The organism is Pyrococcus horikoshii OT3, from assembly GCF_000011105.1.
GTDB lineage: Archaea > Methanobacteriota_B > Thermococci > Thermococcales > Thermococcaceae > Pyrococcus > Pyrococcus horikoshii.
Genome location: NC_000961.1, coordinates 972,335 through 997,988, shown reverse-complemented (window position 1 = coordinate 997,988; position 25,654 = coordinate 972,335). Strand labels below are relative to the sequence as shown.

At 41.2% G+C, this 25,654-nt stretch carries 23 protein-coding genes and 1 CRISPR repeat array; of the genes, 13 read left to right on the top strand and 10 right to left on the bottom strand.

Going from position 1 to position 25,654, the window contains the following annotated elements; translation table 11 throughout:
• Positions 1-33: 33 nt before the first annotated feature.
• From infB to PH_RS05105, 5 genes are all read left to right on the top strand, one after another.
• Entirely contained in the window at positions 34-3,159 is a 3,126-nt protein-coding gene (infB, locus tag PH_RS09715) for an intein-containing translation initiation factor aIF-2 (protein WP_048053301.1), read from the top strand.
• 44 nt (positions 3,160-3,203) lie between these two features.
• Positions 3,204-3,629: direct repeats of the CRISPR family, unit length 30 nt; unit sequence GTTTCAATTCTATTTTAGTCTTATTGGAAC.
• Between the two features lie 609 nt (positions 3,630-4,238).
• Positions 4,239-5,354: a cystathionine gamma-synthase family protein gene (locus PH_RS05120; protein ID WP_010885178.1), complete on the top strand. Its 1,116-nt coding sequence runs from the start codon at positions 4,239-4,241 to the stop codon at positions 5,352-5,354.
• A complete protein-coding gene (locus PH_RS05115; RefSeq protein WP_010885177.1) occupies positions 5,351-6,361 on the top strand; it encodes a methylenetetrahydrofolate reductase C-terminal domain-containing protein in 1,011 nt (336 codons plus the stop codon). Before PH_RS05120 ends, PH_RS05115 begins: the two co-directional genes overlap by 4 nt.
• Before the next feature lies 1 nt (position 6,362).
• Positions 6,363-7,292, top strand: coding sequence for a 5-methyltetrahydropteroyltriglutamate--homocysteine methyltransferase (locus PH_RS05110; protein WP_010885176.1), 930 nt, complete (start codon positions 6,363-6,365; stop codon positions 7,290-7,292).
• Positions 7,293-7,294: 2 nt separating this feature from the next.
• On the top strand, positions 7,295-8,311 hold the full coding sequence (locus tag PH_RS05105; RefSeq protein ID WP_010885175.1) for a methionine synthase: 1,017 nt from the start codon (positions 7,295-7,297) through the stop codon (positions 8,309-8,311).
• A 12-nt stretch (positions 8,312-8,323) separates the two neighbouring features.
• Here PH_RS05105 and asd read toward each other — a convergent pair whose 3' ends face one another.
• Genes asd through PH_RS05090 form a run of 3 tightly spaced genes read right to left on the bottom strand, consistent with a single transcriptional unit; the run spans position 8,324 to position 11,225 of the window.
• Positions 8,324-9,328, bottom strand: coding sequence for an aspartate-semialdehyde dehydrogenase (gene asd / locus PH_RS05100; protein WP_010885174.1), 1,005 nt, complete (start codon positions 9,326-9,328; stop codon positions 8,324-8,326).
• Complete coding sequence (locus PH_RS05095) at positions 9,325-10,200, bottom strand: homoserine kinase (RefSeq protein WP_048053582.1); 876 nt, start codon at positions 10,198-10,200, stop codon at positions 9,325-9,327. The genes asd and PH_RS05095 overlap by 4 nt, the downstream gene beginning before the upstream one ends.
• A 2-nt stretch (positions 10,201-10,202) precedes the next feature.
• Positions 10,203-11,225, bottom strand: coding sequence for an aspartate kinase (locus PH_RS05090; protein WP_048053581.1), 1,023 nt, complete (start codon positions 11,223-11,225; stop codon positions 10,203-10,205).
• A gap of 223 nt (positions 11,226-11,448) precedes the next feature.
• On the opposite strand from PH_RS05090, the gene PH_RS05085 reads away from it, so the two are divergent.
• The 5 genes from PH_RS05085 (at position 11,449) to PH_RS05065 (ending at position 14,598) form a co-directional block, all read left to right on the top strand.
• Complete coding sequence (locus PH_RS05085; protein WP_048053299.1) at positions 11,449-12,678, top strand: FprA family A-type flavoprotein; 1,230 nt, start codon at positions 11,449-11,451, stop codon at positions 12,676-12,678.
• Between the two features lie 158 nt (positions 12,679-12,836).
• Entirely contained in the window at positions 12,837-13,184 is a 348-nt protein-coding gene (locus tag PH_RS05080) for a class II SORL domain-containing protein (RefSeq protein WP_048053298.1), read from the top strand.
• A gap of 30 nt (positions 13,185-13,214) precedes the next feature.
• Positions 13,215-13,817 carry a class I SAM-dependent methyltransferase gene (locus PH_RS05075; protein WP_048053297.1) on the top strand — a complete coding sequence of 201 codons (603 nt, stop codon included), beginning with the start codon at positions 13,215-13,217 and terminating at the stop codon, positions 13,815-13,817.
• A gap of 108 nt (positions 13,818-13,925) precedes the next feature.
• On the top strand, positions 13,926-14,348 hold the full coding sequence (locus PH_RS05070; RefSeq protein WP_048053296.1) for a PspC domain-containing protein: 423 nt from the start codon (positions 13,926-13,928) through the stop codon (positions 14,346-14,348).
• Between the two features lie 4 nt (positions 14,349-14,352).
• Positions 14,353-14,598, top strand: a complete 246-nt coding sequence (locus PH_RS05065) for a hypothetical protein (protein ID WP_143522655.1) — start codon at positions 14,353-14,355, stop codon at positions 14,596-14,598.
• Here the strand turns inward: PH_RS05065 and PH_RS05060 are convergent.
• From PH_RS05060 to PH_RS05050, 3 genes are read right to left on the bottom strand one after another with little or no spacing between them, the layout of a single operon-like run.
• The gene (locus PH_RS05060; RefSeq protein ID WP_010885165.1) at positions 14,587-15,252 is read right to left on the bottom strand and encodes an MBL fold metallo-hydrolase; all 666 of its coding nucleotides are present in this window, start codon (positions 15,250-15,252) and stop codon (positions 14,587-14,589) included. The two genes, PH_RS05065 and PH_RS05060, sit on opposite strands and share 12 nt — an antisense overlap.
• Positions 15,253-15,276: 24 nt before the next feature.
• Complete coding sequence (locus PH_RS05055; RefSeq protein ID WP_010885164.1) at positions 15,277-16,629, bottom strand: RsmB/NOP family class I SAM-dependent RNA methyltransferase; 1,353 nt, start codon at positions 16,627-16,629, stop codon at positions 15,277-15,279.
• A gap of 34 nt (positions 16,630-16,663) precedes the next feature.
• On the bottom strand, positions 16,664-17,560 hold the full coding sequence (locus PH_RS05050) for a hypothetical protein (RefSeq protein ID WP_010885162.1): 897 nt from the start codon (positions 17,558-17,560) through the stop codon (positions 16,664-16,666).
• A 98-nt stretch (positions 17,561-17,658) separates the two neighbouring features.
• Here PH_RS05050 and PH_RS05045 point away from each other — a divergent pair, with 98 nt between their 5' ends.
• Positions 17,659-18,618, top strand: a complete 960-nt coding sequence (locus tag PH_RS05045) for a homoserine dehydrogenase (protein WP_010885161.1) — start codon at positions 17,659-17,661, stop codon at positions 18,616-18,618.
• Here PH_RS05045 and PH_RS05040 read toward each other — a convergent pair.
• The 4 genes from PH_RS05040 to PH_RS05025 all read right to left on the bottom strand — a co-directional run bounded on the left by PH_RS05040 (position 18,615) and on the right by PH_RS05025 (position 23,176).
• Positions 18,615-19,448: an NAD(+) kinase gene (locus PH_RS05040; protein WP_010885160.1), complete on the bottom strand. Its 834-nt coding sequence runs from the start codon at positions 19,446-19,448 to the stop codon at positions 18,615-18,617. The two genes, PH_RS05045 and PH_RS05040, sit on opposite strands and share 4 nt — an antisense overlap.
• A gap of 261 nt (positions 19,449-19,709) precedes the next feature.
• On the bottom strand, positions 19,710-20,738 hold the full coding sequence (locus PH_RS05035; protein WP_010885159.1) for a polyprenyl synthetase family protein: 1,029 nt from the start codon (positions 20,736-20,738) through the stop codon (positions 19,710-19,712).
• A 57-nt stretch (positions 20,739-20,795) separates the two neighbouring features.
• Positions 20,796-22,118: an RNase J family beta-CASP ribonuclease gene (locus tag PH_RS05030; protein WP_048053295.1), complete on the bottom strand. Its 1,323-nt coding sequence runs from the start codon at positions 22,116-22,118 to the stop codon at positions 20,796-20,798.
• 95 nt (positions 22,119-22,213) lie between these two features.
• A complete protein-coding gene (locus tag PH_RS05025; RefSeq protein ID WP_010885157.1) occupies positions 22,214-23,176 on the bottom strand; it encodes a hypothetical protein in 963 nt (320 codons plus the stop codon).
• 762 nt (positions 23,177-23,938) lie between these two features.
• Between PH_RS05025 and PH_RS05020 the strand changes: the two genes are divergently transcribed.
• Positions 23,939-24,541, top strand: a complete 603-nt coding sequence (locus PH_RS05020) for a tRNA(Phe) 7-((3-amino-3-carboxypropyl)-4-demethylwyosine(37)-N(4))-methyltransferase Taw3 (protein WP_010885156.1) — start codon at positions 23,939-23,941, stop codon at positions 24,539-24,541.
• A 42-nt stretch (positions 24,542-24,583) separates the two neighbouring features.
• Positions 24,584-25,648, top strand: coding sequence for an AAA family ATPase (locus tag PH_RS05015; RefSeq protein WP_010885155.1), 1,065 nt, complete (start codon positions 24,584-24,586; stop codon positions 25,646-25,648).
• The last annotated feature ends 6 nt before the right edge of the window (positions 25,649-25,654 follow it).

The window sequence follows — 25,654 nt, the reverse complement described above, 5'->3', positions numbered from 1 at the left end:
TAGAGGGATGAGTTTTAGGTTGAGGTGAGTTATGTGAAGAGAATTAGACAGCCTATTATAGCGGTTCTCGGTCATGTCGACCATGGTAAGTGTTTATTGCCAGAGGAGAGGGTAATACTTCCAGATTATGGTCCAATAACGCTCGAAGAGCTATTTAACATGACAAAGGAGACCGTCTTTAAGGATGAGGAGAAGGAGGTAAGAAAACTCGGAATTAGGATGCCAGTTGCAGGGGTTGATGGTAGGGTAAGGCTCCTCGAAGGACCTTACGTTTGGAAAGTTAGGTATAAGGGTAAAATGCTTAGGGTTAAACTAAAAGATTGGCATTCCGTTGCAGTTACTCCGGAGCATCCATTTTTAACGACGAGGGGATGGGTTAGGGCCGATCAGCTTAAACCTGGAGATTACGTTGCGGTACCCAAGATCCTTCCTGGGAAGGATGATAAGGAAAAGTTTTTGCAATACGTGCACGAAAAACTTAAGGGGAAAGTCCACATAAAGCTACCGAGCTCAGATGAGGAATGGGAAACCTTTTTCTACTTTGCGGGAACTATATTTGGTAGAGAAAACAGTGTTAATCCTGAAGGACTGACTCATGAAGTAAAAGCTTTGCTTGAGTTATTTAAAGTACTATTTGAGTATCCCAGGGAAGTCCTAAGGGTACTTTTCATGGCCCCAGTCAGATACGTTGCTAACTTTCTAAGGGGATTCTTTGATATTAATGGTTATGTAAATGGCGAAGAATTGAGGGTTGAGGTAAGGGGAGCACCTCACGAGGTACTGGAGGAGCTCTCCCTCATCCTTCTCCGGTTAGGGATAGTCTCAAAGATCTATCCTACAAGTCTTGCAATATCTGGAAGAAGGAACCTTGAGCTCTTTAGGAGGTACATTGGCTTCTCAGAAAAGCAGAAAGCAAAAGAACTAGAGGGGATCATTAGAAGAAGCGAAAATAGTGAGAGTTACCCGATCTTTGAAGAGTTAAGACGTATAAGACTGCTCTTCGGGTTCACAAGAGCAGAACTTAGCTCAACGATCCCCCTCTATAGTAAATACGAGTCCAAGGAGGCGCCAAGCTATGAAATCCTGATGAAGATCCTTAATACCATTGAAAAGGGATCAAAAGACCTGAACAAAAAGATTACCATCCTTGAGGGTAGGGTCAGAGACCATGAGTATATAGAGGAATTTAAAAGGGAGGGGTTAATAAAGGATGGGAAGCTTACCGAACTTGGAAAGGAGCTCCTCGAAGTTTGGCGCAACAGAGAATTCGACTCTAGGGATGTGAACTACCTCAGGAATATTATTGAAAACTTCGTTTTTCTCCCAGTTGAGAAAATAGAAGAGTTCGAATATGATGGCTACGTTTATGATGTAACCACGGAGACTCACAACTTCATTGCAAACGGAATTTTAGTTCACAACACCACCCTGCTGGACAAAATCAGAAAGACGAACGTCGCGGCCAAGGAAGCCGGTGGGATAACGCAACACATTGGAGCTACGGAAGTTCCAATAGATGTAGTCAAGAAGATAGCTGGACCCCTTATTAAGCTCTGGAAGGCCGAGATAAGACTTCCAGGTTTACTTTTCATAGATACTCCCGGACACGAGGCTTTCACTAGCCTAAGGGCTAGAGGAGGAAGCTTAGCCGATTTAGCAGTTCTGGTTATAGATGTAAACGAAGGTTTCCAGCCACAAACTATAGAGAGCATTGAAATATTGAGGAGGTATAGAACGCCGTTCGTAGTTGCGGCCAACAAGATAGACAGGATAAGGGGTTGGGTGATTGAGGAGGATGAACCATTCCTAATGAACATAAAGAGGCAAGATCAGAGGGCTATTCAAGAGCTTGAGACGAAGCTCTGGGAACTTATAGGAAAATTCTACGAATTCGGCTTCCAAGCGAATCGCTTTGATAGAGTCCAGAACTTTACGAGGGAATTAGCAATAGTCCCAATCTCGGCAAAATACGGAATTGGAATAGCGGAACTCCTAGTTCTCATAGCGGGACTCTCTCAAAAGTACCTTGAGGAGAAGCTAAAGATTGAAGTGGAAGGTCCGGCCCGGGGAACCATACTTGAAGTTAGGGAAGAACCAGGTTTGGGGCATACCATAGACGTGATAATATACGATGGAACCCTGCACAAGGATGACACGATCGTCGTTGGAGGAAAAGATAAAGCGATAGTCACGAAGGTTAGGGCTTTACTTAAGCCTAAACCACTGGATGAAATAAGAGATCCAAGGTTCAGATTCGACTACGTGGATGAAGTTACGGCCGCAGCAGGTGTAAAGATAGCTGCTCCTGGGCTCGAGGAAGCCCTTGCAGGTTCTCCCGTTATAGCTGCCCCCACGCCCGAAGATGTTGAGAGGGCGAAGGAGGAGATAATGAGGCAAATAGAAAGCGTCGTCATAAGCACTGATAAAGTTGGGGTTATAGTGAAGGCCGATACCCTGGGAAGCCTGGAAGCATTAAGCAAAGAGCTCCAGGAGAAGGAAATACCTATAAGGAAAGCTGACGTAGGAAACATAAGTAAAACAGACGTTATGGAGGCTCTCAGCGTAAAAGAGGAGAACCCAAAGTATGGGGTAATCCTAGGTTTTAACGTGAAAGTTAACGAAGATGCAAAAGAAGTTGCAAAGGCCAAGGAAGTCCCGATATTCGTCGGGAATATAATATATAAGCTCATAGAGGATTATGAAGCTTGGATAAAAGAGGAAGAGGAGAAGAGGAAGAGAGAGTTACTTGCAAAGGTGACGTTCCCTGGTGTAATAAAATTGTATCCGGATGAGAGGTACGTTTTCAGAAGAAGTAATCCAGCAATAGTTGGAATTGAAGTTTTGGAGGGAAGAATAAAGCCAGGTGTTACGCTGATAAAGCAGAACGGCCAAAAGGTTGGAACTATAAGGTCAATAAAGAGCAGAGATGAATTTCTCCAGGAAGCTAGAAAGGGACAAGCAGTTGCAATAGCAATAGAGGGGGCTATAGTTGGAAGGCATATTCATCCAGGAGAAACTCTGTACGTTGACTTAAGCAGGGATGATGCAATAATACTATTGAAGCATCTTAGGGATGTCCTGGAGGATACAGATATTAAGGCCTTGAAGATGATAGCCCAAGTAAAGGCAAAGGAAGATCCGTTCTGGAGGGCCGTTTGAGATTGAGAGAGTTGTTAGTGCTTATGCCTCTCTGTTTGCCTTTCAATTCAATTCTTTTTTAGTCTTATTGGAACCTCCTTCTCCAGAGAAAGCCAAGATTCCTAGCTATGGTTTCAATTCTATTTTAGTCTTATTGGAACGCTGAACAAGAGACCGAGTGCGAGAGCCATCGCTCCAGTTTCAATTCTATTTTAGTCTTATTGGAACGCATATCATAGACTAGTACCCTCCAACCAGCCGTGAAGTTTCAATCCTATTTTAGTCTTATTGGAACTCTCAACGTTCACAGGTGGGAGGTTAAGCTTAAACTGGTTTCAATTCTATTTTAGTCTTATTGGAACTAAAAATAACAAACCAACGCTCAATAAAAGCCTGTTTCAATTCTATTTTAGTCTTATTGGAACACCATTCAAGCCTTTTCCAAACTTTGCACTCCAGAAGTTTCAATTCTATTTTAGTCTTATTGGAACAGGAGCCAATTTTGCTTTATTTCTCTACTGGAGTTACTATATCACTCAAATTTTATAAGACTTTTGGGTATCCTGCTACTTTTGACTGCTCATAATGTAGTAATAAATTGAGACGATATTGGGGGCTATACATCTTAAAACGGCCTAACATGGCGTTCTCTTTAAACTTTTAATTTTAAATGCAAAGTTATATTATTAAGAGATAATTAAGATTTAAGTGGTAATCATTGTAGAAATTAAAAATGACACAATGATAGCTAAGATATCTTGGATTTTTCCGCTATTTGGTTAATAGAATAATTTTCGAAAAATTTTCGTAATAATATAAAGATAGATATGTTCCAATTCGTTATTTAATAACTTTCAATTACTAAATATGCCATAACTTTTCTGAGGGAATATTTTTGGAATTCATCCGAAAACAGAAGCCAAAATAGCATATATTCTGATTTGCATATATATTGAAAATTTTTAGAAATCACACCTAAATTATTGTTTACATTTTAACTTTGTAAAATTTTACTTTGATAAGTTTTATTCCTGATAGATATAATTATTATCTAGAATTATGTCGAAAAAGATATAAATAGATTCGAGAACCTTTGAGGGGTGGCGAGATTGAAGCCTCTCCACGAGCCTCTTTACTTAACTGCCGTTTTCAGGCAAGTAGGTGAAGCATATTTGACACCTAGGAATACCGAGTTAAAGTACTCTAGGGAGGAAAACCCAACAGTCCTAAACCTAGAGAATAAACTAGCCAAACTTGAAGGGGCTGATAATGCTCTAGCCTTCAATAGTGGAATAGCAGCTATAGCTACTTTATACTTCTCATTTCTTGAAGCTGGAGATGAAGCTGTTCTCTCCATGGAGGGGTATGGAACTACAATAGAGCTCGCAAGGCTCATAGGTAGGAGGTTCGGAGTTAAGATACGGCTGGCGTATCCGAGAGCTGAGGATATAGTTGAGGAAATAAACGAGAGGACTAAGCTAGTGCTAATCGAAACCATGACAAATCCAACCCTTAAGGTTATTGATGTTAGAGAAGTTGCAAAGAGGTGCAGAGAAGTTGAGACTATCCTTGTAGTTGACAATACTTTCGTAACTCCCCTCCTTTACAAGCCCCTAAAGGATGGAGCAAATTTTGTCGTTCATAGTTTAACTAAGTACATAGCTGGGCACAATGACGTGTTAGGAGGCGCTATTCTCTGGAATGGAGAGTTTATTCACGATCTTTGGAACTGGAGAAGAAGGCTTGGAGGTATAATACAACCATTTGATGCCTGGATGATTGAAAGAGGAATGAGAACCCTTGAAGTTAGATTTGAGAGACAAAGCAAAAATGCTCAAGCTATAGCTGAATTTTTATCTGAGCATCCAAAAGTTAAAGAAGTTCATTACCCTGGACTCGAGGATGACCCCTACCATGAGATAGCTAAGAAGCTCTTTGAGAGGGATCTCTACGGAGGTGTAGTTTCTTTTGATGTTGGTAATGAGTCCAATGCAATAGTTTTCCTTAGGTCCATTAAAAAGATATTCCCATCACCTTCTCTGGGAGGTGTGGAGAGTATAGTCACATATCCTGTAAAGAGCGCTGCTAGATACATAAACGAAGAACAGAGAGAAGCTCTTGGGATAACTGAGGGATTAATAAGGCTTTCTGTTGGTCTAGAGCCTCTAGATGAGCTTCTAGAAGACTTGGATAAGGCCCTGGAGGTGGTTAAATGAGGATCTTAAGCTGTCCAAAGAAGTTGCTTAACGGCCCCTGTGGAGATGTATTTAATGGGACCTGTAGGGTAAGCAAAAAGCCCTGCCCATGGGTTTATGTTCTCGAGAAGCTAGACACTTTAGATGGAGCTCCTTTGTTAGTGGAGCATCCCATAGTAGCTAGATTTACCTTAGAAGATGATGTAGAGATTAAAAAGAGTAAATTTATAAAGGACTTGGAGAAAGGACGGGCAATCTCAGTGGAATTTCCTATTAGGGTTTTTGAAAGCGGATTTAAGGACTTTAAGGATAACGGATACTTATTTACCGTCCCCGACAACCCTTTAGGCTATCCACATGTATCATCGGTAGCTTTGGCTACTTGGTTGAAATCCAAGGGATTTGAGGTTATGCCCCATGTAACTGGAAAGGATAGGAATGCCTTAGCTATTACCTCAGAGCTTAGAACCGCAGTTGAATTTAACTTTGAAGGTGTCCTTTTAACAACGGGTGACTGGCCGGGATTAATGCTACATGCAAAGCCAGTATTCGATCTAGATTCTACTAATATGATAAAGCTAGCCAGGCTAGTATTCTCTGGAATTCTACCAACTGGAGAGAAAATTGAGGTAAAAGAGAGGCCCTTCGTAGCTGGAACCATGAATCCAAACTATCAAGAGAAACTTGAAGGAAAAAGATTAGCTAGAAAGATCATAGCCGGGGTAGACGTTGTATTTACCCAAGTTGTTGCGAATGTTAAAGTAGCCAGGAAAATTCCAGAGATAGTTAAGCATTCTTTGAAATATTCAAGCAGGGAAGTTCCAATTGTGGTTTCTCTGCTCTATCCGATAAAAAAAGAGCTTGAAAACGCCCTTAGGAGTATGGGCGTGGAGGTTGGTAGTAAGTTTGAAGAGGTCTTGGAGGAGGTTTCGAGTCTCGAGTTCGCTGGAATAAATCTCATAGTATTCGCTGATGATTGGATGGAAAAAGTTGAAGAAGCTTTAGAACTCGTGAAGGAGGTGGTTTGAGGTGATAGTCCCGGCCCTTATAGGTAGCCTTCCAAGGCCTATAGGATTAGCCAAAAAGATAGAGCTATACTCGATAGGAAGATTAAGTGAAGAGAAGCTTGAAGAAGCTTATAGAAGCTATACAAGGAAAGCGTTTGAAAACCTCAAAAAAGCTAGAATAAAGGTGATAACAGATGGTCTCTATCGTTGGGATGATATATTTAACCCCCTAATAAGATTTATAGACGGTGTAGAGGTTAATGGGCTCTTCAAATTTTATGAGAATAACTTCTTTTATCGCTCTCCAGTAGTTAGGGGGGAGTTATCGCTTAAGGAGAACCCACTTCCAGGATGGATAAGTATAGCCCAGGAAATAAAGGAAGATGTCTATCCAGAGGCAGAACTCAAAGCAGTACTCCCTGGGCCTGTAACTTTAGCTTATCACTCGATAAACGAATACTATAAGGATTTAAACGAACTTACAGAGGCCTATGCCACCGTCTTAAGGGAGCTTATTAAGGAACTTGATGTTAAGATTATGGAGCTACAAGAACCCTCTCTCGCAGCGGAGCTTTCTAAGGCAACCAGAGAATCAGAGGAACACGTGAGTAAAGAAGTTGCCAAGAAGGTAATTGAAGACCTTGCAAGGGTGAAGAAGCTCTGGGTAGTCACGTACTTTGGAACTCCTCAGGTGGTTCCCAAGGATGTGATCCTTAACATTGATCTCATAGAAGGTAACGTTCCCGATGAGGTTAAAGGGGAAGTAGGGTTGGGAATAGTTAACGCTAGAGAAACTAAGATGGAAAGAGCAGATAGACTGAAAGACAAGCTTAGAAAGTACATTAGGAAATTCGAAAAGGTTTACGTAACCCCAAACACCCTCTTAGATTTCTTACCTGAGAGGGTGGCCTGGAAGAAGCTCAAGCTTTTGGGAAGACTTGGGGGTGAGTAAGGATGGAGCTTCCCATATTACCTACAAGCGTTATTGGGAGCTATCCGAAGCCAAGGTGGTTACTCAGGATGTACAGGCTCAGGGACTTGGGAAAGATACCAGAAGAGGACTTTAAAGAAGCAGTTAAGGATGCAAGCGTTTCCGTGCTTAGAGAGCATGAGAGAGCAGGAGTAGATATTCCCTGGGATGGTGAAATGTGGAGAACTGAGATGACAGAGCACTTTACCGCTAAGATAGGTGGCTTCAAGTTTTACGGTCCAGTTAGGGTTTGGGGTAATGCCTACTTCAATAAGGCCGCGGCCGTTGACAAACTTGAGTACAAGGAACCCTTGGTTCTTGAGGAATTTCTCTGGGTAAAGAAGAACACTACGCGTGAGGTCGTTAAGATCCCAATAACTGGACCTTACACAATTGCTGAGTGGAGTTTTAACGAATATTACCCAGATAAGGAGAGTTTTATCATGGATCTAGCTAAGATAATAAATAAAGAACTCAAGATGCTTGAGAATCATGGAGCCCTTTACATCCAACTTGACGAACCAGCAATGCTAAACCATCCAGACGAAGTTCCATTAGCGGTTGAGGCAATAAATAAGGCCGTGAAGGGTATCAAGATAAAGGTTGGACTCCATGTTTGCTACTCCAACTATTACCTACTCGCCGATTACTTTGATGAGATTAGGGTAACCCAGTTTGCCCTTGAGTTCGCGAATAGACAGTTTAGGGATATGGACTTCCTAAAGAAACTTTCCAATAAGGAGCTTGGCTTTGGTGTTGTTGACGTACATAATCCCAGGATAGAGAGCGTTGAAGAAATTGTAAAAGCGATTAAGAAGGTATTTGAGTACGTGGAACCAGAATTGCTCTACATAAATCCTGATTGTGGCATGAAGTTGCTAGATAGGAATATAGCCTATAATAAGTTGGTTAACATGGTTAAGGCAACTGAACTTGTGAGAAAGGAGTTGGAAAGGGAAGGTAAGAAAACAACGGAATTCAGGACTTTAAAGGATATCTAACCTTACTTTTTTTTATATTATTCCCAGTTTATAAGCAAGCTCAGCATTAAGGATGGAACCCCCTGCAGCTCCTCTAACTAAATTATGGCCTAAAACAACATATTTTATACCTCCTGATATTTCTTGAAGTCTACCCACTGTAACTGTTAACCCTTTTCCTCTATCTCTATGCAATCTCGGCTGGGGAATCTCTGTATATACTATGGGCTTTTCATACGATGGAAGCTCAAGGCTTCTAAGGGGATCAAAGTTTTCAAATGCCTCCCTTATCTCTTCGATATCAAATTTTTCAAGCTCAACGAAGACCGCTTCAGTATGCCCGTGTAGAACTGGAACCCTCGTAGCTATTGCAGCTACCTCTATCTCGGCTGGTTCTACTTTATCTCCAGTAAATTTACCGAGTATTTTTCTGCTTTCGTTCTCTATTTTCCACTCTTCTCCATTTATAAAAGGTATAACGTTGTCGTGAATTGCATAGGCTGAAAGCCCAGAGAACCCAGCTCCGCTAATAGCTTGCATCGTAGCTACCCTAACCTTCTTTATGCCAAAGGCCCTGAGGGGTGCTAGTGAAACAGTAAGTATTGCTGTCGAGCAGTTAGGATTAGTTACTATGAACCCCCTCCACTTCCTCCGCTTTCTCTGGACTTCTACAAGCTTTAAATGATCACTATTCACTTCTGGGACTAAAATTGGAACATCTTCATCATAGCGGTGACTCCTTGCGTTTGTGAAAACTGGAATTTCCTGTGCAAGTTTCTCTTCTACCTCCTTTGATATCGATGCAGGGAGGGCATTAAATACGAGATCAACCCCAGGATCCTCAAGGAATTCCTTAAGACCTATTATCGTGTAATCCTTGAATTCTTCCGGGGAATCTTCAACGATTTCTCCATATCGTTTGCCGGCCGATCTTTCAGAAGCTACTAGCTTTTCAACTTTAAACCAAGGATGATTTTCAAGAAGCTTTACGAAAGTTCTTCCAACAACTCCCGTGGCCCCAAGAACGGCGACTTTCATGTTTTAGCCCCCCTTCCAGTTTTCGTTACCCAATACTCGGCTTTTATTCCTAATTCTTCAAACTTCTCAACTATGGTCTTTCCTATATCCTTCAAGTTTTCTCCTATAGCAAAAAGTGCTGGACCGGAGCCTGAAACTGTTATCCCATAAGCTCCAGTCTCGAGCGCTACTCTTCTAATCTCATCGAACCATGGCATCAGCTTCTTCCTATAGGGAAGGGCTAGATTATCATCAAGTAACCTTCCAATGGTTTCTAAGTCTCCTTCCTTCAAGGCTAAGATCAGGGATGAAGCCATGGCAATATTCTTTACGGCATCTTTAAGTGGAACCATTGAAGGTAAGATTTTTCTAGCCTTAGCTGTTGGTATCTCAACTTCTGGAAGTACTACTACACCCCTCAACTTCGCATCTACAAAGTGAACCCTAAGCGGGGACTTGGATTCTATCACCGTAAATCCTCCGTAATAGGAGGGAACAACGTTATCTGGGTGTGGTTCTCCTGAAGCTTTTTCCTCTCCCTTCATGGCCGCCTTTAAAATTAACTCATCATTGGAAACTCCAAGAAGTTTTGCCGCTCCTAGAGCCCCAGCTACTGCTGAAGCTCCAGAGCTTCCAAGTCCACTTTTCGGTCTAATTCCTTTTTTGAGCTTTATTCTTAACCCTCCCTCAATGTTAAGCATTTTAAATAAGGTTTTAGCCGAAAATAATGCAATATTATCTTCTCCATTTGGAACGGGATAACCGCTTGAGATTATCTCGAATTCGTTGAACTCCTCAACCACAACTTCATCGAATGGCTTGTCTATGGCCATCCCAAAAACGTCAAATCCAGGGCCAAAATTGGCTATTGTCGCGGGTGCTCTGACTTTAATTCTCAAGCTTTAACCCTCCCAAGAAGCTGTGCATTTTCTTGATAGATTATCTTCCTGTGTAGTTCCTTAATAATTTTTATGGAATCACGTTTAGGAACCCTATAAACTCTCCAAAATTCTCCCTCCTCTACCACTTCGTAAGGTATCTCAGAGTCCATGTTCATAACTAGCAATTTACCTTGGTCATAGCTTAAAAGGGGCATATGAGAGGAACTATTGCTCACCACAGTTCCCATTCTCCAGTCACTGGCTCTTCCAAATAGTATAAGAGCTTCATATTCTTTAGCTAACTTTGCAGCTTTCCATTGGATTGCCTCCATTCCATATTTGGAAGCTATTAAGATTTCATCATAGGACATGTACGGAATCAGGAGGGAATATGGAATCATCTTTGGATCTGCAGTGAATATGCCCTCAACGTCACTCATTATAGCAACGAGCTCTGAATTTAATAGAACACCTAATGCTACTGCTGAATAGTCACTTCCTCCCCTACCTAGTGTGACTCTGTATCCATTGAGGTTTGCAATAAATCCTGGGATAATTGGAATCTTTCCAGACTCTAGAGCTTCTTTGACTAATTTGACATTTCTCTTGCTCTTCTTGATGTCTATAAATCCATTTCCAAAGCTTCCGTGGGCTACAAATAGGTCCCAGGGAAAAATAACAGCACCATTTGCCTTCTCTGCAATCATTGCTGCTGATAGTAATTCTCCAATGCTTAATATATAATCCCGGAGGGCTTGAGGAGGAAGATCTGGTGGGTTAAATAATTGCTTAAGATAAGGGGATAGACTGGAAGTATCTATCCCCATCCTCTTCCCAAACTCTAGATAAGTTTTTGAGACCTCAACCGCGTATCTAGAATCAAAAGTATCTGTGTACTTTTCTAGCAAGTCAGTTATTCCTTTTAAAGCCGATACGACAACTACTACATCTTTTTCTTCCGAAAGAGCCTTTATTAGGGAAACTGCACTCTTAAACTCAGATCGAAGTGAACTTCCACCAAATTTGATGACTATCATCTTCCCCCTTAAATTCATAAGCTCACGATTTTTATATATTTTTTGACATATTTTTTAGGATTAAAAATTCCTATTAGGAATAAAACAATTTGAGATAATTTTTAATAACATAAAATTGAAATAAAGAATTTCTCAAAAATTGTATATTCTGAGATCAAATTGAAAATTTAAAAGTGGATAAGCTTTATTTATATTTTCGCACTAGTTAGGTTCGGGGATGTGCATGGTTAAGGTCTGGGTCGAGAAACTATTAGATGAGCCCGAGTTATATATATTGAGGCTAGACGATAGTGAAATTAAGCACTTTGAGGCCGCATGGAGCATACCCGAGGGTATAACTTACAATGCTTATTTAATGAAAGTTGGAGATGCAGTCGTGCTCTTTGACACATGGAAAGGGGAATACACTGAGAAGTTTTTAGAGAGTCTTTCAACCCTTGTGGATCCTAAGGAAATAACGCATATAATAGTTCACCATACTGAGCCGGATCATAGTGGGGCCCTTCCAAAGCTTCTGGAACTTAATGAGTACAGGGCAAAGCTCATAGGAACGACCTTTGCCAAGAATTTATTACAAGGCTTTTATGGAGACAAAGTAGTTGAAAACTTCCACACAATAAAGGATGGAGAAGAGGTAAAAATTGGGAATAGGACCTTTAGGTTCATAACTGTTCCTTGGCTTCATTGGCCTGATACAATGATAACTTACGATGTAGAGGATAAACTAATCTTCAGTTGCGATGCGGGAGGAGGTTATGGGATCCCTGAGGCCATAGATGATAGCGATGAAGACGTTGTGAAAAAGTACTTACCTTACGTAACGAAGTACATAGTAACCGTGATAGGACACTATCATAAGTACATAGTTCAGAATATTAAGAAACTCAAGGAACTCGGAATAATAGAGAATGCGAACATGATACTTCCCGGACATGGTTTAATTTGGAGAAAGAGTCCTACCAGAATATTTGAGCATTATGAAAGGGTTGGAGCTGGAATCCCGACTAAGGATAAGGTTTTAGTTATATATGACTCCATGTATGGGTTCGTTGAGAAAAGGATGAGTGTTGTTATAGAAGAGCTGAAGAGATACGGTAAAAAGCCAGTCGTCTATAGATTCACGGATAAGGAGAACCCAGCTATCAGCGACATCCTCGGCGAAGTTCCAGACAGTGAAGCTTTAGTTATAGGAGTATCAACGTATGAGGCGGATATACACCCAAGGATGAGGTGCGCCCTTTATGAGATCTTAGATAAGGCGAATTACGAAAAGCCTGTTTTAATAGTGGGAGCATTTGGATGGGGAGGAGTTGCAGGAAAGAAGGTAGAGACCTTAATTTCCAGGAGCAAATTCGAGCTAGTCGATGTCGTGGAAACAAAAGGAAGGATGACTAGTGAAGATGAAGAAAGATTGAGGGAAGCTGTGAGAAAGCTAATTCAATGGCAACTTTAGTGCTAAAACTTGGGGATAAGATATTACTTTTTATTCTAAAACATTTTTGGTTTGAATAGCAAACTTTATAAGGTCTAGATACTAACATAATAATGGTGAAATTCGCGGCAAAATGGTGTGCCAAATCTCTGGTGCACCATAAAGCGAAGGTGATTGGAATGTTGAAGGAAACCATTAGAAGTGGAGATTGGAAAGGTGAAAAGCACGTACCAGTTATAGAGTACGAGAGGGAAGGGGATCTAGTTAAGGTAGAGGTCAGCGTTGGAAAGGAGATACCACACCCAAACACTCCAGAGCATCACATAGCGTGGATAGAACTCTACTTCCATCCTGAGGGTGGGCAGTTCCCAATACTCGTAGGTAGGGTTGAGTTCACAAACCACAGCGATCCACTGACAGAGCCTAGGGCCGTGTTCTTCTTTAAGACAAGCAAGAAAGGGAAGCTCTATGCCTTGAGCTACTGTAACATCCACGGCCTATGGGAGAATGAGGTTCAGCTTGAGTGATTTTTTCTTTTTTATAAAGGGGGAGGGGTTTTGAGTTATAGGGAGAAGTACAATAGAATAGGATCCAAGTATGATATTCTAGAGTCTCCATTGGAGAGATACTTTGAGCCACTGAGAAAGAAAGCTGTTAGCTTGGTTAGAGGTAAAGTTCTGGAGATAGGTATCGGAACCGGGAAAACGCTAAAATACTATCCAAATGATGTTCAGCTTTACGCAATTGATGGAAGCGAGGAGATGCTTAAAGTAGCAAGGGAAAAAGCGAGACAACTTGGGATCAATGTAAAGTTCTTTAAAGCGGAAGCTGAGGATCTACCTTTTCCTAACGACTTTTTCGACTTCGTAATTTCATCTTTCGTCTTCTGCACAATTCCAAATCCGAAGAAGGCCATGAGGGAGATAATAAGAGTTTTAAAGCCAAGCGGAAAGGTCATATTCCTTGAACATACGCTCAGCGATAGCTTCCTAATAAACATGCTATTTCTAGCACCATTAGAGCTTATATTAAGACCTTTAATAGATGACAGCACTACCAGAGAAACCCACAAGCTTGTGAGAAAATTCTTCAGAGTGGAGAGGGAAGAGAGCTACTATAAGGGGATTGTGAGGTTCATAGTGGCCAGGCCATTGTGGTGATCGATGGCTTCTTTCATTAGGTGTGTATTTTTACTTTCATCTTTAGCTTAATCTATGACAAACAAAAGTTTAAAAGTTTCAAGCACATGTAAAGGAGAAGGGGAAAGCATGGAAAAGAGACTTTACAGGGCTAGGGATGAGAGGATGTTCCTGGGAGTTCTTGGTGGGATAGCTAAGTACTTCGACGTTGATCCAACGATAGTTAGGCTTCTGTTCATTCTGCTCTTCGTCTTGAATCCTGAGGTTGCAACAATACTCTACTTTGGAGCCGCTCTTGTAATGCCGGAGGAACCCGGTGAGGAATCTGGGAGTATAGGGGATAGGGTAGAGGAGATGGTCAGAGAAGTTGGGGAGGTTTTCAAGGGCCTAAAGTTTAAAGGTAAGGATGAGAAGGTAATAGGAATAGCCGTGATAGCCTTAGGATTCATCTTAATTCTTAGGGCTTACTATCCCTTCATTAATGTTCCCTGGAAGATTGTAGTAGGGGTATTAGCTGTGACCTTTGGAGCATATTTAATATTAAGGGGGTGATTTGTTGGGTAAAACCTTAGGCCTTCTCCTCCTACTCCTGGGACTTTTTATGATAATAAAATCTTTTCATCCCGAGATTCTCCACTACTTAATTCCATATTCCAGCTACATCAAGAGATCATTCTGGGGCGTTATTCTAGTCTTGATTGGGCTCTTTATGATATCCAGGAATAAGATTTGGAGGGCCATAGTTAAGATAGTCTTTGTGGTTTACCTAACCCTGTACATAGTCCTTGTATTAAATCTCTAGGATCGTTCCAGTCTTAACGTCAACGTACTTCTCCTTGTAGTTCCTTTTTATGAAGGCCTTTGCAACATCCCCCGAGCAATGGGCTGGAGCTATAAGCTCACTTAACCTAGCCAAATTCCTGAGCCTATGGATCGGAGGCGAATGAAAGCCCCCAATCACGAGATAAGCTTTTTCATAACCTGAAACTTTTAGAACTTCCTCTACCATTCTATCTACCCCAGGATGGCTACAACCTACAATAACTACCAACCCCGAGCTGGTTTCAAGTCCTATGGCCTGCTCGATCCCATCTATAACACCAGAAGTGTAAACCTCTTCCTCTATCTTTCCTCCAAAGTTAATTGCTATTGGCTGAAAGCCCCATCTCATGGCCAAAGCCAACCCCTGAGGAGGAGCGTAGAATTTTATTCCTGGGTTAAGCTCCGCGATGTACTCGAAGCCTCCATAATGGTCATAGTGCCAGTGGCTCAGCACCGCAAAGTCAAGGTTCCTCAGGTTCACGTTTAGTACCTTAGAATTGTGAGCTAAAACTAGAGGATTTGTATCAGCATCAAACAGGAACCTTTCCCTCCCTTCAATAAGAATGCTCCATCCCCAATCGTTAATTAATCCCCTAGACGGTGTATTATCGTTGAGTACTATTAACCTTGGCATGAATTAAAGTTAGGATACCCTAACTTAAGGTTTGCGGAGTTTGGCTATAAAGAAACTGTTACAGTCATGCTTATGAGTCCAGGTTCTAAACACCTTATCCCCTATTTCCAGAAATCCTTTATCTCCCCATTCAAAGGGATAATCAACAAGCTCTAAACCCTTTTCTATGGCAAAGAGGACATTTTGCTCGTTTTCATCTATTCTGATCGAGCAAGTTGAGTAAGTCATCTCTCCTCCGCCTGCAAGATTCCTGTATGCATTAATGAGCATGTTCCTCTGAACGCTTATCACCCTTTTTATCTTTTCTTCATTAAACCTCCACTTAACCTCTGGAAACTGCCTGTAGGTTCCAGAACTGGAGCAGGGTGCATCCAGGATTATCTTGTCGAACTTTTCCTTTTCTGTGTAACTCTGTCCATCCGCATGAACGAGCTTAACGTTCTTAACCCCAAGCTTTTTCATTCTCTCTCTCATCTTTATTAGCCTATCATAAGAGTAATCTACGGCAACTATTTCTCCCCTGTTCTCCATGAGAGCTGCTGCATGGAAGGTCTTACTTCCTGGGGCGGCCGCTAAGTCTAGAACTCTCTCTCCAGGTTCTGGATTTAGAACGTGGGCCACGTATGCAGAGGCTAAGTCTTGAATCACGAAGTAACCTTTCCTGTACCATTCAAGCTTGGTAACAGGCTTTTCATATTCCAAAACCTTTAGAACGTCATCAACCGGAGTTAGCGAGACCCTTACCCCATTCTCTTCCAAGTATCTTTTAACCCTATCAACATCTACCTTCAGCGTGTTAACCCTTATATAATACCTCTGAGGCCTTAGGTTGCTGAGCAACAGTCTAACCGTTTCATCATAACCTAAAAGTTTGACCACATACTCAACATACCATCTTGGGTGAGAAAACCTTACCGAGAGCCATTCTATTCTATCCCTCTCTTTCAGCCTCTTGAGGGCCCTTTCAACGTTGAACTTCTCCACTTCCCTTAGAACTGCGTTGGCGAATTTGGCCCTCGTCAGGTCGAACTTCTCCTTCACGACCCTAACCACGGAATCCGTGGCTATGGCTGGGTTAACTCCCTTAAACTTCATCTCAAAGGTTCCTATCCTAAGCAAGTTTGCTAGATAGGTATCTAGATCTTCAACCCTAGAACCCTTGAGAACTGAGTTTAGTATAAAGTCTATTTTGGCCCTCCACTTTTCTATTTCAAAAACGTAGGCATGAGCTATGCCTCTCGCTGTTTCCTTATCCTTTCCTTCTACTCTCCTAAATACTCTTTCAAGGGCATGCTTCGATGAAAGTTCCCTCTCCTCAATGAGGGTTAGAGCATCTGCTATTATCTCATGGAGAGTAACCCTGTAAAACAGCTCCATATCTTGGGGTTTGACATTGGTTTTATAATGCTTTCTAGCCTACCATTATATCCTGGGTTGAGGGATAGTAGTCAAGACCCAACTTCTGCCTGTACATCATTATCTTATCCCCTATCTCGACTATTTCGGGCCCTTTTCCTCTGTTCATAGCTTTTAGCAAATCATAAAATCCTAACACAGCTTGAAAAATTTCCCCAGGTTTTTCAAGAAGGCCGTCTTCAAACAGGCTCTTCTTAACGATCCTAATTATCTCCTCCTCAGGGTGAAGAAGGGGAGCTAATGAAAGGGACTGCATGGCCATCCAGCTAAGAATTGCAGCATCTATGAACTGCACACTAGCTCTTATCACCTTTGCCCTCGCATCGTTAAAAAGCAACTCTCTTTCAGTAAAGTTCAAGACTTCCATTCCCTCTAGATCCTCTAGACTCTCAAGTTCTAACCTAATCGTCTTTAACTTTGCATCCAGAACCGCGAGTAGTGTTCTAATGTCTTCTATCCTTATCAGCGTTGATGAAGCTAAGAGATTGGCAAGTATTATCACATCTCCTTTAAATTCAAACTTCCTAACCTCTTCAAAGTTCTCGTATAATATATAGCTCGTTCTTCCAAGAATCATTTCCCAGGATAGCAGCTTCAATTTTTCAAGATCCGGATTATCCATGGCCTCAAGGATGTCAGCACTTAGAAAATATATCCTTCCATCCTCGCTTATCTCGCTGTACGGGAGAATTACTAACTTATCTCCTTCGGCGTGATCCCAGTCGTCAATTGCCATAAATTTAACCTTATAATCCTTTAATTCAAATATGGAGATCAACTCTTTTACAAAATCATCAACGGTGTTGGAGGCCAACTTTAATACCTCGGTAGGTGAAGATCCGTTGATAAAATCTACCATGAATCTATGGAAATATGGCCTAGAATTCTTCAAAGGAACCCCCTCCATAAATTAAACTTAAGGTTTGAGGTTAATAAAGTTTCTAAGTTCTTTCATAAGCTTTTTAAACCTTTCTCCGCTTACCTTTCGTCATGAAAGTTAACATCTCAATTTTCGGATTTGGAACCGTTGGTAGAGCTCTAGCTGAAATTATAGCTGAAAAAAGTAGAATTTTTGGGGTTGAACTGAACGTCATCTCAATAACCGACAGAAGCGGGACTATATGGGGTGATTTTGACCTTTTGGAAGCTAAGGAAGTTAAGGAATCCACGGGAAAGCTGAGCAACATCGGGGATTATGAAGTTTACAACTTTTCCCCTCAGGAGCTAGTCGAGGAAGTTAAACCAAACATTCTAGTTGATGTCAGTAGCTGGGATGAAGCTCATGAAATGTACAAAGTTGCTCTTGGTGAGGGGATAAGCGTCGTGACAAGCAATAAGCCGCCCATAGCTAATTATTATGACGAACTAATGAATTTAGCCAAGGAAAATAATGCAGGAATATTCTTTGAATCAACGGTAATGGCCGGAACGCCGATAATAGGTGTATTAAGGGAAAATCTGCTTGGAGAGAATATTAAGAGAATTGACGCTGTTGTAAATGCTAGTACCACCTTCATTCTTACTAAGATGAGTGAAGGAAAAACGCTTGATGATGCCATAGAGGAAGCCAAGAGCCTAGGTATTCTAGAAGAGGATCCCTCAAAGGACATAGATGGAATAGACGCTTATTACAAGGCGAAGATCCTTCACTGGGTTTCCTATGGGGAACCTCCAGAAGAGGAAGAGAGGTTAGGAATTAGGGAGGTTAGAGATGCCAGGAATGTTAGACTCGTAGCTCAGGTATCTAAGGGAAAGATAAGCGTAAAGCCGAGGAAACTTTCAAGTGATAATCCGTTGCTCGTTGAAGGAGTGCAAAATGCAGCTGTTATAAGGACGAACAATTTAGGGGAAGTTATACTTAAGGGCCCAGGGGGAGGAGGAAGAGTTACCGCTAGCGGAGTTTTCACCGATATAATAAAGGCAACTCTAAAATTCCCAAACCTCCGCTAGTGTCTTTCCTTTATCCTGATAGTATATTTTGGATAAATCTCCCTTGTGAACCTTATGAATTTCGTCTTTCTTGGGCTTTTTACCACCGTTATCTCAACGTTTGGAGGTAAGTGCTCGTAATATTGCCCATCTATAGCAAGAATTATTTCTCTATCGGTCAGCATTCTTATATCTATCCTTGAACTCCCTGGAATAACCATTGGAACAGAGGTTTTGGGCAGGGGGAGGAGAGGGGCTATTAGAATTACATCCAACCTGGGGTCTATAAATGGCCCTCCAGCAGACATTGCATACCCCGTGGAACCTGTGGGAGTTGAGACAACCAATCCATCGGCCCTTACTTCATCGGCCAATCCTCCGTCTACATAATACTTCATGTGAATTATCTTTCCTGGGATTCCCGTGAGTATCGCAACTTCATTCAGTGCATCTGGAACCCTATTTTCCCCATCGATATAGGTTCTAACCTTAATTCTCTCGTCGATGTAATATTCTCCTTCTATTAACCTATTTAATGCAAAGAACGTATCTGATGGTTCAACTTCCGTGAGAAACCCTAGAGTCCCCATATTTATGCTTAGAATCGGTATATCCTTTTTAGTCATATGCTCTATCCTGAGGATCGTCCCATCCCCACCTATTGCTACTATAAAGTCTACATCAAATTCGTCTAGTGGGATTACATCTCCCTCTTTGAAATGCGGAAAATGCTCATAGGTCTCTTTATCTACAACTACCTCGTATCCGTGAACTTTAAGGAAATCATATACCCTGTATGCTAGCTTTAGGGCTTCCTCTTTATCCCTCCTCGCAACTATACCAAACTTCATAAGAATCGTGTATCTAAGAGATTTTAGGGTTAAAAAGGTTTATGGGAATAAGAGGGTGGTAATTTGACTGTAAATTTATGGGATGAATTAGAGAGCGGGTGTGCAGATTTTTACTACTTTATAACTTTTCAAGCTCTAAAACTTTCATACATCTTATAATCCTCGGGCTTACAGGAGAACACTCCTGGGGTAAAATTGAGGTTGATACCAATCGAAGATTTAAATTTATGGGGATTTGAAGAATAGAAAAGGGGTTGGAGGTTAGTATTCTCTTTCTACAATGAATTTAGCAAGCAACTCTAGATCCATTCTGGCCTTACTTTTCGGAAGGATTCTTAGGGCTTCGTTTGCCTTTTTAATCATATCCTTAGCAATTTCCGCTGCATAATCTATGCTCCCATACTTCTTAAGTAGATCGATAGCTTCCATAACATCGGACTTGATGTCTTCCTCAATAATTCCCCTCCCCTTAACATCACCAGCATACTTTCCGAAAATCTTTAGGAACCTCTGCTTATCCTTTTCATCTGCGTTCTCAAAGAAGTGGGCAACTATCAGGGTTTTCTTCCCCTTTCTGATGTCACTACCCACAGGCTTTCCGAGCTTTTTCTCATCGGCAATAAGGTCAAGAACATCATCCCAAATTTGGAATGCAATTCCAACGTTTCTCCCCCAACTTGAAAGGGCTTTTATATACTCCTCGTTGTCCGTTCCGATTATGCCTCCGACTTTTGCTGAAGCTTCAAATAATGCCCCCGTCTTTCCGCTTATCATTTCCATGTATTCTTCTATAGTTACCGTGCTCTTCTTTTCGAACTCTAGATCTCTAGCTTGGCCTTCACAGAGCTCATTTGACGCCTTTACAATAACTTCTAATACTCTAGCTTTCTTTTCTGGAGGAATTTCCGCCCTTGCCACAGCTTCAAAGGCTTTACTGAAGAGCAGATCTCCTGCTAAAATAGCCATGTTTACACCCCAAATTCTATGCACAGTTGGCTTTCCCCTTCTGGTTTCATCCATATCCATTATATCATCGTGAACCAGGGAGTAATTATGAATTAGCTCAATGGCCACCGCTGGATAGATGGCCCTTAGAGGATCCCCGCCAACAGCTTCAGTTGACGTTAGAACAACGAAGGGTCTAACCCTCTTTCCACCTGCTAAAGGATAGTGTCTTGCGGCCTCATAGAGGACTCTGGGATCCTTTTCCGGGATGAGCTCGAAGATCTTCTCATCGATGAGTTTAGCCTTCTCTTTTATTCTTGCAAATAGTTCTTCATATTTCTCCATACTTACACCTCCAACCAGGAAAAGAAAAAATTAAGCCCCTTATGAGCTTTACCCTTTTTAAATTATCTCGACAATGTGTCCATTCCTGGATATGAACACATCCTTCCCAATTCTATAACCTTCCTCCTCCGCGAGTTCAGCGTAGTGAGTTAGCATTCTAAATTCACCGTGTGCTGGAACTATATACTCAGGGTTGAGCATTCTGATTAGGTACCTGTGATCCTCCTTACTTGCGTGCCCACTTACATGTAAATCCTTTATCATCCTCACGCCCCTCATCTTAAGCTTTGTCTCCAGGGCATACCTCTGGGCTATGTTTAGGGGATTTGGTATGACTCCCGCTGAGAAGACAACGGTATCCCTGGGACCTATATCGTAAAGCTCTCCATTGGCCATTCTAGTTAGGATTGCTCCAGGCTCTCCTTGATGCCCGGTTACTATGAGAAGATAATTTTCCCTCGCTTGAGAAACCTCTTTTAGGACTTTACTTACTGCATTCGGGCTTCTTAAAACTCTAGACCCTTTCATCTTTATCAAGCCCAACTGCTTTGCTATCCCGGTGTACTTCGCTAGAGATCTTCCTATGAATATAGCTTGCCTTCCCATCTTATTTGCAATCTCTATCAGCTCTTGAAGCCTTGCTATATGACTTGCAAATGTCGTCGCTATAAGCCCATCGGCCTCCATTCCTTCATATAAGAAGAAGTCCTCAAGAAGCATCTTTGCAACGGCCTCACTTGGGGTTTTCGTTTCCTCGGCAACTCTCGTTGATTCTGCTATTAGAACCTTCACACCCTCTTTTCCAAGCTCCTTTAACCTCTTGTAGTCGGGTTTCTCACCGTAAGGATGATTGTTGTCAAATTTGTAGTCGCAAGCATAAACGACGGCTCCCTCTGGGGTATGAATCACGACTATTGAAGAGTGGGGAATTGAGTGGGTTACCTGGACAAATTCTATGGCTAGATTCTCGCTTACTTGCACTATCTCCCCATAATTTGTCTCGTAGAGTGGGTTCGTAACCTCAAAGTACTCCTCTCCCTTTATTTCGCTCTTCGCCAACCTAATCGTGTAAGGGGTTCCATATATTGGGACATCTGGATAGTGAGGGGCCAGCTTCCCCACGGCCCCTATGTGATCCAAGTGTCCGTGAGACAGGGCTATAGCGACAACCTTCTTATCCCTGATTGGTCTGTCATCGGGTATTGCTCCAAGCTTCCTTAGATCCTTTGAGCTCATCTTCTGGAACTCAACGTCTTCGTGAATCAAAACCCTGTCTAGCCTTATCCCCATGTCTATTATCACTACCTCTCCCTCGTATTCAACGGCAGTCATGTTCTTTCCGACTTCCTCGTAACCCCCGAGAGTGTAGATTTTTATCATGTTCTCTCCTCCCTCATCTCCCCGAGCCACTTGGGCACGGGGAAGAACTGAATTGTTGTTTGAGTTTTGATTTAAAAAGATGTGGGAGAAAAGTTTCAGTTTCTTGGGATATACTTAAAGGTGCCATTGTGATAAACTCCCACTCCGTCGAAAACTCCAAACTCCACGTACCCATTGGGGAGAACTTTGGCCTTTCCTGTAAGTAAGTCCATAAGGACGGAGGGATTACTTCTCACGAAGCTCTTTCTAAAGATAACCTTGGAACCTTGGAAAATTAACACTTCGGCATAGTGAGGGGTATTGTCTCCGTAGGGAATTTCTATACCAAAGGCCGTGTAATTTCGTGCTGAGATGAGAAACACGTCTGTTGCCCTATATAGATTGGAGAAAACGAACTTTTGGATTAATCCTCTTTCTCCGTAGACATACAAGCAGTTTTGAGTAACATTCCTTAGGAGTGGTGGGAGATCAGGGGAGTTTCCTCTAATTCCTTGGGGGATTTCAGCTATAAAGAACACTTCGCTATTGTTGGAGAAAAGTACTCGAGGGTAATGCAAAATAGCTCCCCACTTATACGGTGGTTGAGGTTTATGCTCCCACAAGAGACTCCCGTTGTAGCTGTACGCTTTAATCTTTGTTACCTCGACAACTTCAGTTACGTTCTCAACTCCTTCCTTGATAGCTACTTCTACGCCTTTGATTGTATCATTTGAGCCTTCTATTCTTCTGTAGGTCGTTGTAGTTGTTCTTGTGTAGATGTAAACTGGAATTGTCAAATTTTCATAGGTTTTTTCAATTACTACAAACCCCCAGGGGAAGAAATAAGCCTTTGAAGCGTTAAGGAAAAATTTAGAGTTATTTATGTATATTATATATCCCTGAGTAGCTTTTGCCACTTTAACATTTCCATACCCTCCAATAAGCCCCGTTTCATTCACATCTTCCGGAATTTTCGAAAGAAGATTAATATTTTCATTCTCGTTGGCATTCCTTATATGATCAACTAAAGCAACTGAGAATATTAGAATCAATATTAGTATAGTAATTTTTCTTAACATTTCTAACCACTTATTAGCTTTTGATAGTAATTATTCAAAAATTTTTCGGTGCAAGATATTTGGGATTATTTTTGGATTTTTGGCTTTGTCTAGGCTTAATTTTTAGAATAGAGGTTTTAGAGGGATTAGAGTTTGACTTAGTTACTTAAAATTAGTATTTTCCTTATGTTAAAGTTTTGTTATTAAATTGTTACGAAAATTTTTGAAATTTTTAAATAAAATATTGAGGAGGATATATTTTTGGAAAAGGTTTGAGAGTTTTTATTTAATTTTTGTAAAAAGTTAGTACTTTTCTTGGCTAAGTTGATAGAGCCTGTTCATGAGATAAGATATGAAAAACAATAAGTTTCTTTCCAAGGAGTTCCTGGTAGTTTTGTTAATTTAAAGTCCCAGGAGAAGTTGATTTATTTATAAAGTGGGTTCCTCGGTAAGTTTAACCCTCCACAAGCCTTATAAATTCGAGTGATGCAATTACTCTGTATAAGAGAATTAGAGCGAAAAAAGCCCCCCTGTTCCAATAAGATTATAAAAGAATTGAAATGTGTATATTGAAGGTGCTAAAAAGGGAAGATCCTAAGTTCCAATAAGACTATAAAAGACTTCACATGCTGAAACACAAACATTCCCATCGGCCGTTCCAATAAGCTAGTATAAAATTAAAAAGATATACATTGAAATTGAAGAAACTGTAACCCTCCCTACTCCTCATCCCACAACGAATAATATTCAACAGCTTAAGTTACCTTTAAAAGCTCCACCTGAATGCTCTTATACATGCGGTTCACTGAGAACTTCGAAAGGGCTAAAAAGGAGGCTCTAATGAGCCTCGAAATTGCCCTAAGAAAGGGAGAGGTTGACGAGGACATAATCCCTCTCTTAAAGAAAATTAATTCTATAGAAAACTACTTCACTACTTCCTCATGTTCTGGAAGAATCTCCGTAATGGAGATGCCCCACTTTGGAGATAAGGTAAACGCCAAATGGCTTGGGAAGTGGCATAGAGAAGTTTCTCTCTATGAAGTTTTAGAGGCCATTAAAAAGCATAGGAGTGGACAGCTGTGGTTTCTTGTGAGAAGTCCCATCCTCCACGTAGGGGCTAAAACCCTGGAAGATGCAGTAAAGCTTGTAAACTTGGCCGTTTCCTGCGGATTTAAGTATTCTAACATAAAGAGCATAAGTAACAAAAAGCTAATCGTTGAGATTAGATCCACGGAGAGAATGGATGTTCTCCTGGGAGAAAATGGGGAAATATTCGTTGGAGAAGAGTATCTGAATAAGATAGTTGAGATAGCGAATGACCAGATGAGGAGGTTTAAGGAGAAGTTAAAAAGACTTGAGTCCAAAATTAATGCCCTGAACCGATAGGTATATAACTTACGCCCCCGTAAGTTACTTACGGTGGCATAAGTGCTTTTTGACCTAAGACCTAAAGAGAGAAGAGAGGACATCTTTGACAGAGAAAAAGAATTCAAAAAACTTGAGAAAAGCATCGAAGATTATCCCATGACTCTTCTCCTGGGGATTAGAAGAGTGGGTAAAAGCTCTCTTTTAAAAGCTTATCTATCTGAAAACCCAGGAATTTTGATAGACTGCAGAGAGCTCTATGGGGAAAGGGGGCATATCACAAGAATTGACCTAATAAGAAAGCTTCAAGAGAGGGGTAATATTGTCCAAAAATTACTCTCAAGATTTAAGGTATCACTTGATCTTAAGTTCCTGAAAATTGAGCCTAAAGAAGTTTCCCTTATGGATATATTTGAGAGTCTCAATGAAATTGGAAAGAAGATGGGAAAGTTTGTTTTAGCCTTCGATGAGGCTCAGTACTTAAGATTTTATGGCTCTAGGGGAGGAAAAGATTTGCTAGCTCTTTTTGCTTATGCATATGACAATCTAGAGAACCTCAAAATAGTGCTCACAGGATCTGAAGTCGGACTTCTTCACGATTTCCTGGGGATAAACGATTATGAAAGCCCTCTGTATGGGAGAGTTGCAGGAGAAGTCTACGTGGAGCCATTTGATTTACACTTATCCAAGGAATTTTTAAAGGCAGGGTTTAGGGAAGTTAACCTAAACGTTGAGGATGAGATCATAGAAAAAGCAATTGAAATGCTGGACGGAATACCGGGGTGGCTCGTTCTCTTTGGAGTGGAGTACATGAGAGAGAAAGACTATGAAAAAGCCATGAAGAGAACTTTTGAGGTTGCGAAGGGGCTAATACTTGGAGAACTCAGAGAGCTTGAAAAGAGAAGTCGTCGCTATCTTGAAATTTTAAGGGGAATAGCGTTAGGCTACAATAGATGGAGCCTTATCCGTGACTATCTAGCAGTTAAGGGTATTCCAACTCCTGAGCCAAGGCTTTATGAACTTCTCAATAACCTTAAGAAGATGGGATGGATCAATGAGGTTGAGGGTAAATACATATTGAGCGATCCTCTTGTAAAGGTAACCTTGACTGAATGGAAAACCTTATAAAGTAGG